Origin of the sequence: Rhodosalinus sp. (assembly GCF_041685465.1) — a bacterium.
In the GTDB taxonomy this organism is placed as follows: Bacteria; Pseudomonadota; Alphaproteobacteria; order Rhodobacterales; family Rhodobacteraceae; genus Rhodosalinus.
Genome location: NZ_JAWLFS010000124.1, coordinates 1 through 8,998, shown reverse-complemented (window position 1 = coordinate 8,998; position 8,998 = coordinate 1). Strand labels below are relative to the sequence as shown.

General features: G+C 72.5%; 9 protein-coding genes. 3 read left to right on the top strand and 6 right to left on the bottom strand.

Annotation, left to right across the window (positions count from 1 at the left end; all coding sequences use genetic code 11):
- Window positions 1-434: FAD-dependent oxidoreductase (locus tag ACESL7_RS09605; protein WP_372893105.1), on the bottom strand; the 434-nt coding region annotated here is incomplete at its 3' end.
- Window positions 435-493: 59 nt separating this feature from the next.
- Between ACESL7_RS09605 and mnmC2 the strand changes: the two genes are divergently transcribed.
- A complete protein-coding gene (mnmC2, locus tag ACESL7_RS09600) occupies window positions 494-1,156 on the top strand; it encodes a tRNA (5-methylaminomethyl-2-thiouridine)(34)-methyltransferase MnmC2 (RefSeq protein ID WP_372893104.1) in 663 nt (220 codons plus the stop codon).
- Window positions 1,153-2,019 carry a DMT family transporter gene (locus ACESL7_RS09595; RefSeq protein WP_372893103.1) on the top strand — a complete coding sequence of 289 codons (867 nt, stop codon included), beginning with the start codon at window positions 1,153-1,155 and terminating at the stop codon, window positions 2,017-2,019. The genes mnmC2 and ACESL7_RS09595 overlap by 4 nt, the downstream gene beginning before the upstream one ends.
- Window positions 2,020-2,115: 96 nt before the next feature.
- Here the strand turns inward: ACESL7_RS09595 and ACESL7_RS09590 are convergent, their stop codons facing one another.
- Window positions 2,116-4,080, bottom strand: a complete 1,965-nt coding sequence (locus ACESL7_RS09590) for a lytic transglycosylase domain-containing protein (RefSeq protein WP_372893102.1) — start codon at window positions 4,078-4,080, stop codon at window positions 2,116-2,118.
- A 125-nt stretch (window positions 4,081-4,205) separates the two neighbouring features.
- Here ACESL7_RS09590 and dapA point away from each other — a divergent pair, with 125 nt between their 5' ends.
- Window positions 4,206-5,081: a 4-hydroxy-tetrahydrodipicolinate synthase gene (dapA, locus tag ACESL7_RS09585; RefSeq protein ID WP_372893101.1), complete on the top strand. Its 876-nt coding sequence runs from the start codon at window positions 4,206-4,208 to the stop codon at window positions 5,079-5,081.
- Window positions 5,082-5,169: 88 nt separating this feature from the next.
- On the opposite strand, the gene ACESL7_RS09580 is transcribed toward dapA, so the two are convergent.
- From ACESL7_RS09580 to lspA, 4 genes are all read right to left on the bottom strand, one after another.
- A complete protein-coding gene (locus ACESL7_RS09580) occupies window positions 5,170-6,510 on the bottom strand; it encodes a M16 family metallopeptidase (RefSeq protein ID WP_372893100.1) in 1,341 nt (446 codons plus the stop codon).
- Entirely contained in the window at window positions 6,507-7,910 is a 1,404-nt protein-coding gene (locus ACESL7_RS09575) for a M16 family metallopeptidase (RefSeq protein ID WP_372893099.1), read from the bottom strand. Before ACESL7_RS09575 ends, ACESL7_RS09580 begins: the two co-directional genes overlap by 4 nt.
- A gap of 79 nt (window positions 7,911-7,989) precedes the next feature.
- Window positions 7,990-8,499, bottom strand: coding sequence for a DUF3035 domain-containing protein (locus tag ACESL7_RS09570; RefSeq protein WP_372893098.1), 510 nt, complete (start codon window positions 8,497-8,499; stop codon window positions 7,990-7,992).
- Between the two features lie 57 nt (window positions 8,500-8,556).
- Window positions 8,557-8,997 (bottom strand): signal peptidase II, encoded by a 441-nt coding sequence (lspA, locus tag ACESL7_RS09565; RefSeq protein ID WP_372893097.1) that lies wholly within the window; start codon window positions 8,995-8,997, stop codon window positions 8,557-8,559.
- Between the last annotated feature and the right edge of the window lies 1 nt (window position 8,998).

The window sequence follows — 8,998 nt, the reverse complement described above, 5'->3', positions numbered from 1 at the left end:
CGCACGAGCCAGCCGCTGGGCGTAACGGGCGCCCAGGGGCCGGCCTCGGAGGCCTCGATCACCTCCCAGGTCGCGCGGTCCCCCCAGTGCACCGCCGCGCCCTTGGCCCGCGCCCGCGATCGCTCCAGCGCGGCGGCATCGGCCACCGGCTGCAACCGCCCGCAGCGCGCGAAGCCCGGATCGACGCCGCCCGTCGCCTGCACCGCGCCCCACCAGTCGCCCGCCATGGTCAGGCTCTCGAACTGGAAGGCCTTGGCCTCGGTCCAGTTTTCCGGCGCGTGCGGCGCGAGCGCACCGACGGGCCCGCCGGAGGCCCCGGCGCCCACGCCTTGAGGGTCCACCACCGTGACGGCCGCGCCGCGCCGCGCGCAGGCCCAGCCCACCGCGAGCCCGAAGACCCCGGCGCCGCGCACCGTCACCTCGGCCATTGCCATCGCCGCTCCCCTTCGCCACTCTCCGGCCGTTTCACGGGCGAGCACTAGGACAGCGGCGGATGGAGGACCAGAGCACGGACGTCGCATGGCAGGGCGCGGTGCCCGTCTCCGCGCGCTTCGACGACCCGTATTTCTCGCTCGTCGACGGGCTCGCCGAGACGCGGCACGTCTTTCTCGACGGCAACGATCTGCCCGCGCGCTTCCACCCCGGCTTTCACTTGGCCGAGCTCGGCTTCGGGACGGGGCTGAACCTGCTGGCCACGCTCGCGGCGTGGCGGGAGAGCGGGCAGGCGGGCGTGCTCGCCTACACGAGCTTCGAGGCCTTCCCGCTCGCCGCCGAGGAGATGCGCCGCGCGCAGGCGGCCTTCCCTGCGCTCGCGCCGCTCGCCGAGGAGCTCGCGCCGCACTGGGGCGCGGCGGAGATCCACCTGCCCGATCTGCGCTTCACGCTGATCGCGGGCGACGCCCGCGCGACGCTCCCGCGCTGGACGGGGCGGGCCGACGCATGGTTTCTCGACGGCTTCGCGCCGGCGAGGAACCCCGAGCTCTGGGAGCCCGCGCTTCTGACCGAGGTCGCGCGCCACACCGCGCCGGGCGGCACCGCGGCCACCTACACGGCCGCGGGCCACGTGCGCCGCGCGCTCGCGCAAGCGGGCTTCACGGTCACGCGGGCGCCGGGCTTCGGCGCCAAGCGGCACATGACGCGGGCGCGGCTCGCGTGAGAGCGCAGGACACCCGCCTCGGCATCGCGCTGATGGTCGCCACGACCTTCATCTTCGCGGTGCAGGACGGGCTCTCGCGCCATCTGGCGAGCGAGTACAACGTGCTGATGGTGGTGATGATCCGCTACTGGTTCTTCGCCGCCTTCGTCGCCACCCTCGCCGCCCGGCGGGCGGGCGGGCTGCGCGCGGCGACCACGACGCACCAGCCGGCGCTGCAGATTTTCCGCGGCGCGCTGCTGGCGCTCGAGATCTGCGTCATGGTCCTCGCCTTCACGCTCCTGGGGCTGGTGGAAAGCCACGCGGTCTTCGCCGCCTATCCGCTGCTGATCGCCGCGCTCTCCGGGCCCGTGCTGGGCGAGCGGGTGGGCTGGCGACGCTGGGCGGCGATCGGCGTGGGCTTCGCGGGCGTCCTCGTGATCCTAGAACCGGGCTGGGGCGTCTTCGCGCCCGAGGCGGCGGTGCCGCTGCTCGCCGCGCTGATGTTCGCGCTCTACGGGCTGCTCACCCGCTTCGCCGCGCGCGCCGACGACGCGGCGACGAGCTTTTTCTGGACGGGCGCGGTCGGGGCGGTCGTGATGACCGCCGCGGGCCTCTGGACGTGGGAAGCGATGACGCCGACGGACTGGATCTGGATGGGCTGCCTCTGCCTCACTGGTGTGCTGGGGCATTTCACGCTGATCAAGTGCTACGAGGTCGCCGAGGCGAGCGCGGTGCAGCCCTTCGCCTACCTGCAGCTCGTCTTCGTGAGCGCCATCGGCCTTCTGGTCTTCGGCGAGACGATCCGCCCCAACGTCGCGCTCGGCGCGGCCCTTGTCGTGGGCGCAGGGCTCTTCACCCTGTGGCGTGCCCGCGTGCAGGCCTGAGGGCCGAGAATTTTCGTACGAAAATTCTCGTCACGGCGGGCACCGTGGACATCGCGAGAAGCGAGGAGATTTTTCGTACGAAAAATCTCCGCCGGCTCACTGGATCCGCAGCGTCGCGCCGGCGAGTTCCGCGCTGAACGGGACCGGGTGCGGGTCGCGGCCGAGGCGCGCGCGGTAGATCGGCAGGCTCTCGGTCACCCGCATCACGTAGGTCCGCGTCTCGCGGAAGGGGATCGCCTCGATCCAGTCCACGATGTCGAGCTCCGGGTCGCGCGGATCGCCGAGCGTCTCGATCCAGCGCAGCGCGCGCGAGGGCCCGGCGTTGTAGGCGGCCGCCAGCAGCACGGGATTCCCCTCGAAGCGCTCGACCAGCTCGGCGAGATAGGCGGCGCCGAGGCGCGTGTTGTAGCGCCAGTCGGTGAGCAGCCGGGCGTGGTCGTAGACGAGGCCGAGGTCGGCTGCCATGTCGCGCGCCGTGCCCGGCATCACCTGCATCAGACCGCGCGCGCCGGCGGGGCTGACCACGGCCGGGTCGAACTCGCTTTCCCGGCGGGCGATGGCGAGGGCAAGCTCCGTCGGCACGGGCAGGCGCGCGTCGGCCATCGGATGCAGCGGGTAGTAGGGTGCGGGCACGGTGAGACCGCGCCGCGCGGCGCGCTTGCCGACCATGACCGCGACATGCGGCGCGGCGATCTCGTCCAGCATCGCGCCAAGGCGCGCGATCTCGGGCGCGGGAAGGCTCTCGGTCAGATGGGTCAGGAACCGTTCGCCCAGCACCCGTTCCCCGGCGGCCAGAAGCTGCACACCGGCACGGTAAACCGAGCTTTCGGTGAAAGCGGCGCTGCGCCACTCCGGCGGGGCGCCGCCCCCGGCCAGGGCGGCGTCGAAGGCGATCCCCGCCCGCTCCGCCGCGAGCAGCCCGTAGAAGCTCGTCTGGTGCCGCGCACCGCGGGCATAGGCGGCCGCGGCGGCCTCGGCCGCGCCCGCGGCCTCCTGCGCGCGGCCCAGCCAGTAGCCCGCCCGACCGAGCGAGATCGGCGTCTCCACCGCCCGCTCGAAGCGCGTGAAATGGACGACGGCCTGCCCGGGCCGGTCGAGACGGCGAAGCGCCAGATAGCCCGCCTGCCATTCCAGAGCGGCATGGGCATACCCCGCCTCGACGGTGGTGTGGTGTGTCGCCGCCACCTCGTAGGCCAGCGCGTCGCGGCCGTCCTGCGTCAGGAGCCGTGCGAGCCTGCGCCGCAGCGGCGCCCAGCGCGCGGGATCGCCGAGTGCCGCCGCACTCTCGCTTCTGGCGAGAAGGAGCTCCGCCGCGCCATCCTCGCGCCCGCGCCGCATCCGCCATGCGAAGCGCTCGTAGGCGAGGCCCGGGTCATCGGCGAGGGTCTCCGGCACCGCCGCGATCCGTGCATCCACCCCGGGCGCATCCTGATGGAGCGCGAGGCGCGCCTCGGCGAGCTTGCGCCAGCCGTCCGGGACGAGCGGCAGCATCGCGCGGGCGTTGTCCTCCCATCCGTTCCAGAGCGCCATGTCGAGCCGCGCGACGTGATGCTCTTCGAGAAGCGGGCCGTGGCGGGCGAGGAACCCGTCATGCGCCTCTTCCGACATCGGCAGTGTCCGCCAGGCGAGCACGATTTCCGCCTGCGCCGCACCCGTCTCGCCGGCCGCGTCGAGCGCCGCGGCATGGGCCAGCGCCCCTGTCCCGGTCCGCGGCCGATGGTCCGCGAAGAAGGCGCGCACGGTCGCGGCATCGGCCGCAGCGATCGCCTCCTCCGAGCGGCGACGCAGGAGCGGCAGACCCGGCCAGTCGGGGTTGCGGCGCAGGAAGGACATGACCTCGTCGGACGTCCCCCGGCCATCGCGAAGGCGGTACCACTCGATCACGTCCGCCGCTGCCGGTCCGTCCTCGCGCGCGCGCGATGCCGCGCGCGCCCAGTCGCCGGCGCGCATCGCGTCGAGCGCCTCGGCGAGGGGGCGGGGCGCGTCGGCGCGGGCCGCGCCCCCTGCCACCAGCAGGAGCGCCACGAGGAGGCCCGCGCGCAGGGCGGTTACGGCTTGCATTCCGGCCTCCGGCACAACATAGACGCGCGCAGATTACCGCAGCGCGCGCGCCTGTCGAGAACGGCCGCGGCGCCGGGGCGCGGCATCGCCGGCGCCCGCAACGGAGCGAGAGGAAGGAGCGCACAATGTTCCAGGGATCGCTGCCCGCGCTGGTCACCCCCTTCCGGGACGGCGCCGTCGATCACGCCGCGCTGGAGCGGCTGGTGGACTGGCACGTGGCGGAAGGCAGTCACGGCCTCGTCGCGGTCGGCACCACGGGCGAGAGCCCGACGCTCACCCACGAGGAGCACGAGGCCGTCGTCGAGGCTGTCGTGCGCTTCGCCGCGGGCCGCTTCCCGGTGATCGCGGGGACGGGGTCGAACAACACCGACGAGGCGGTGCGCTTCACCCGGCATGCGGCGCGGGTCGGCGCCGACGCCGCGCTCGTCGTCACGCCCTATTACAACAAGCCCACGCAGGCAGGCATGATCGCGCATTTCCGCGCGCTGCACGACTGCGCCGACCTGCCGATCATCATCTACAACATCCCCGGCCGCTCGGCCGTGGACATGACGCCCGAGACGATGGCGGAGCTCGCGCAGCTGCCGCGTATCATCGGCGTCAAGGACGCGACCGGCGATCTGGACCGGGTCTGCCGGCAGCGGATGCTCTGCGGGCCGGATTTCCTGCAGATCTCGGGCGAGGACGCGACGGCGCATGGCTTCAACGCGCAAGGGGGCCGCGGCTGCATCTCGGTGACGGCGAACGTGGCGCCCCGGCTCTGCGCGCAGCTTCAGGAGGCCTGCCTCGCCAACGACTACGCCCGCGCGCTCGAGATTCAGGACCGGCTGATGCCGCTGCACAAGGCGATCTTCGCCGAGCCGGGGCTGGTGGGCGCGAAATACGGGCTTTCGGTGCTGGAGATCTGCGCCCCCGAGACACGGCTTCCGCTGGTTGAGCTCACCGAGGACGCGCAGGCCCGCGTGCGCCAGGGAATGCGCCACGCTGGCCTGATCAACTGAGATCATCGGCAGCACGCGCGCGACGCGCGCGCCGCGCCTGACCCCGCGTGCCGGATCGAGGACACGCCCGCACGGGCGCGCCCTGTCCTCATTGCGAGAGGGTCTCGGCGTCGTCCAGCCCCTCGGGCTGGCCCGCCACCACGAAGGTCAGCCGCTCCGGATCGAAGAGCTCGGCGGCGACGCGGTCGATCTCGTCCAGCGTGATCGACCGGACCCTCTCGTTGCGCGTCTCGGCGTAGTCGATGGGCAGATCGTCGAGCTGCATCGCCACGAGGATGTTCGCGATCGGCCCGTTGCCGTCGAAGCGCAGCGGGTAGGCGCCGGTGAGATAGGTCTTGGCGTCGGCCAGTTCCTCCTCGGTGACGCCCTCTGCGGCGACGTCCCGCCAGATGTCGCGGATCACGGATATCGCCTCTGCAATGCGGTCGTTGGAGGAGGCGACGCGCCCCATGTGGAGCGCCGCGTGATCCTTCGGCGCGAGGAAGGAATAGACCCCGTAGGTCAGGCCGCGCTTGTCACGGACCTCCTCCATCAGCCGGCTCTCGAAGCCGCCGCCGCCGACGATGTGGTTCAGCACGTAGGCCGGGAAGAAATCCTCGTGATCGCGCGGCAGTCCGGCATGGCCGAAGACGGCGACCGATTGCGGCGTGTCGAAATCGACCACGCGGTTGCCGCCCGGCATCTCGACGTCAACGTCCGCCGGTAGGGGCGCGCCCTCGGCCGGGAGATCGCCGAGAAGATCGTCGAGCAACTGTCCGAGTTCCTCGGCGTCGATATCGCCAGCGGCGCCCACCACAATCCGGTCGCGCGCCAGCGCAGCCCCGTGCGCCGCCACGAGATCCTCCCGCGTGAGCGCGCGCACGCTTTCCGGCGTGCCGTCGGACGGCGTGCCGTAGGGATGATCGTCGAAGGCCAGCCGGTCGAAGGCACGGCTCGCGATCACGCCGGGATCCTGCAGGTCGGAGCGGATCGCCGAAAGCGCCTGCGCGCGCACCCGCTCGATCGCCGCCTCGTCGAAGCGCGGCGCCACGAGCGAGGCGCGCAGAAGGTCGATCGCCTCGTCGCGCGTCTCGGTCAGGAAACGCGCCGAAACCGAGACCGTGTCGTCCCCTGCGCTGTAGTCGAAATTCGCGGCCACGCCTTCGGTTGCGCGGGCGAAGCCCTGGGCATCCATCTCGCCCGCGCCCTCCTCGAGCAGGGCGGTCATCAGCCGCACGGCGCCGCGCGTCTCCGGCGGGTCGAGCGAGGCGCCGCCGCGAAAGCGGATCTCGAGCGCGGTGAAGGGAATGTTGCGGTCCTCGACAAGCCATGCGTCGATGCCGCCGGGGCTGGTGACCTGCTCGATCTCGACCTGCGCCCGCAGGGGCAGCGCGGCGGCGAGCGTCACGACACAGGCGAGCGCGACGCGCGACAGGGTCCGGCGGTTCATTGCATCACCTCCTCGGGCGCGACCGCGCCGCTCTCGCCGGGCACCTTCGGCGGCTCGGCGTCCTCCGCCTCGGCCCCGCCGGACGTCAGCACCCCCGTGACCGAGCGCTCCTCGGCCAGCACGTCCCGCGCGGCGGCGAGGATATCCTCTTCCGTGACCGCCTGCAGCACCTCGGGCCAGGCCTCGACATCCTCGAGCGTGAGGCCGGAGGCCAGCGCCCGCCCGTAGCGGTTGGCCAGCGACTGGACATTGTCCCGCTCGTAGATCCGCGAGGCGCGCAACTGGAACTTGATCCGCTCCAGCCGCTCGGCATCGACGCCCGCCTCGAGGAAATCCTCGAGCGTCCGGTCGAGCGCCGCCTCCGCCTCCTCGGGCGACACGCCCTCGTCCGGCACGACCACGAGCGTGAAGGCCGAGTCGTCCCGCCGCGTCGCGCCGTAATAGGCGCCGGCGAAGACGGCGACCTCGTCCTCGAACTGAAGCTTGCGGGTCAGCACCGAGGTCTGCCCGCCGCCCAGGATCTCGGCCAGAAGCGTGAGCGCCGCGGCGCGCTCCTGATCGCCCTGCGCGCGGGAGGGCGCGAGATACTGGCGCTGCACGAGCGGCTGCGCCACGCGGGGATCCTCCATCCCGATCCGGCGCGCCGCCAGGTGCGGCGGCTCCTGCGGGCGGGCGCGCGGGCCCGGCTCCGGATTGGCCGGGATCGCGCCGTAATGCTCTTCGGCAAGCACGCGCACCTCGTCCGGCGTCGTGTCGCCGGCAACGATCAGGATCGCGTTGTTGGGCGCGTAGAAGCGCTCGTAGAACGCCTCTGCCGCCGCCGTGTCCAGCCCCTCCATCTCGTGCTTCCAGCCGATCACCGGCGTGCCGTAGGGATGGTTCAGCCAGAGCGCCGCCGAGGCCTGCTCCCGGAAGAGCGCGCTCGGCTCGTTCTCGACGCGCTGGTTGCGCTCCTCCAGGATGACGCCCCGCTCGGTCGCCACCTGCTCGGGGCGCAGCGCCAGGTCCGTCATCCGCTCGGCCTCCATCTCCATCATGAGGCCGAGACGATCGGCCGCCACGCGCTGGAAATAGGCGGTGTAGTCGTAACTGGTGAAGGCGTTGTCGCGCCCGCCCTGCGCCGCCACCGTGGCCGAGAACTCGCCCGGCGCGAGGTCGTCGGTCCCCTTGAACATCAGGTGCTCGAGGAAATGGGCGATGCCCGACTGCCCTGCCGGCTCATCGGCCGCGCCCGCGCGGTACCAGACCATGTGCACGACGAGCGGCGCGCGGTGATCCTCGATCACGACCACCTCCATCCCGTTGTCGAGCGTGAACCCCGTCGCCTCCTGCGCGGCGGCGGCAGCCGCCGCCCCCGAGATGGCGAGGAACAGTGCCAGTGCGGCGAACGCGCGGCGCATCGCAGTCCTCCTGTCCAGATGCTGGGTAGATGTGCCGCGCAGCGCCGCCTTCAAGCCCGCCCCACGGCGTCGTGAGCGGTCATCGTGCCTCTGGCGGGGCCGAGGGCGTGCGGATGCCCGCCGCGCGGTAACGCCGATGCGCCGCGAAGGCGTCGAGCGACTGGCGCTCGTAGGCCTGGTTGTAGCGGTCCACCGGCACCAGCCGGATGTTGGCGAAGCGTGCCTTGCCGCGCCGGAATGCAGCATCCTCCGCCGCGAGCCGCGCGCGGATGTCCTCCGCCACGCCGAAGCGCGACGCGGCGGCGACCAGCGCCCGGTCCGTCGCCGGCACCGCACCCGGGCCCAGCCGCGCCGGATCACCTCCGAGCGCCGCCACCGCGTCCGCATTGGGGCTCAGGTCGGTGCGATTGCCCTGCTCGGGCGCGGGCGCGGGCAGTTCGGCGAAGGACGCAGGGGTCTCCAGCGGCCTGTTGGGCACGATGCCGAACTCTTCCGGCCCGCCGGATGTGTTCGACAGGTCGCGCAGCCGGCCGTCGCCGCCACAGGCCGCGAGGCCCAGAAGCGCCACCCCGAAACACGCCGCGCGCATCGCTCGCATACTCACCTCCGTCGCTCGGCGAAGATGTATCCCATCCGCCCCACGGCGTCACGGGGCCTTTTTGCCGTCGCCCTCGCCCGTGAAGACAACGAGGCCCAGCGCACCCGCGAAGATCGAGATGTCCGCCACGTTGAAGGAAAACGGGTTGTCGATCCCGCAGCAGGACATGTTCAGGAAATCCGCCACCGCGCCATAGAGGACGCGGTCCACCACGTTGCCGAGCGCGCCCCCGATCAGGAGCCCGGCCGAGACGCGCCCCGCCGGCCCCGGCGGATCGCGCCACATCCAGACGGCGACCGCCGCGGCAATCGCCAGCGCGATCCCGATCAGCCCCCAGCGCACGGCCTCCGCGCCGCCGGCGAAGAGGCCGAAGTTGATGCCCGTGTTCCACGCCATCCGCAGGGTCAGATAGGGCGGCCAGACGTCGATCGCCCGCACCTGGGCCAGCGCGAGCACATGCACCACGTAATACTTCAGCGCCTGGTCGATC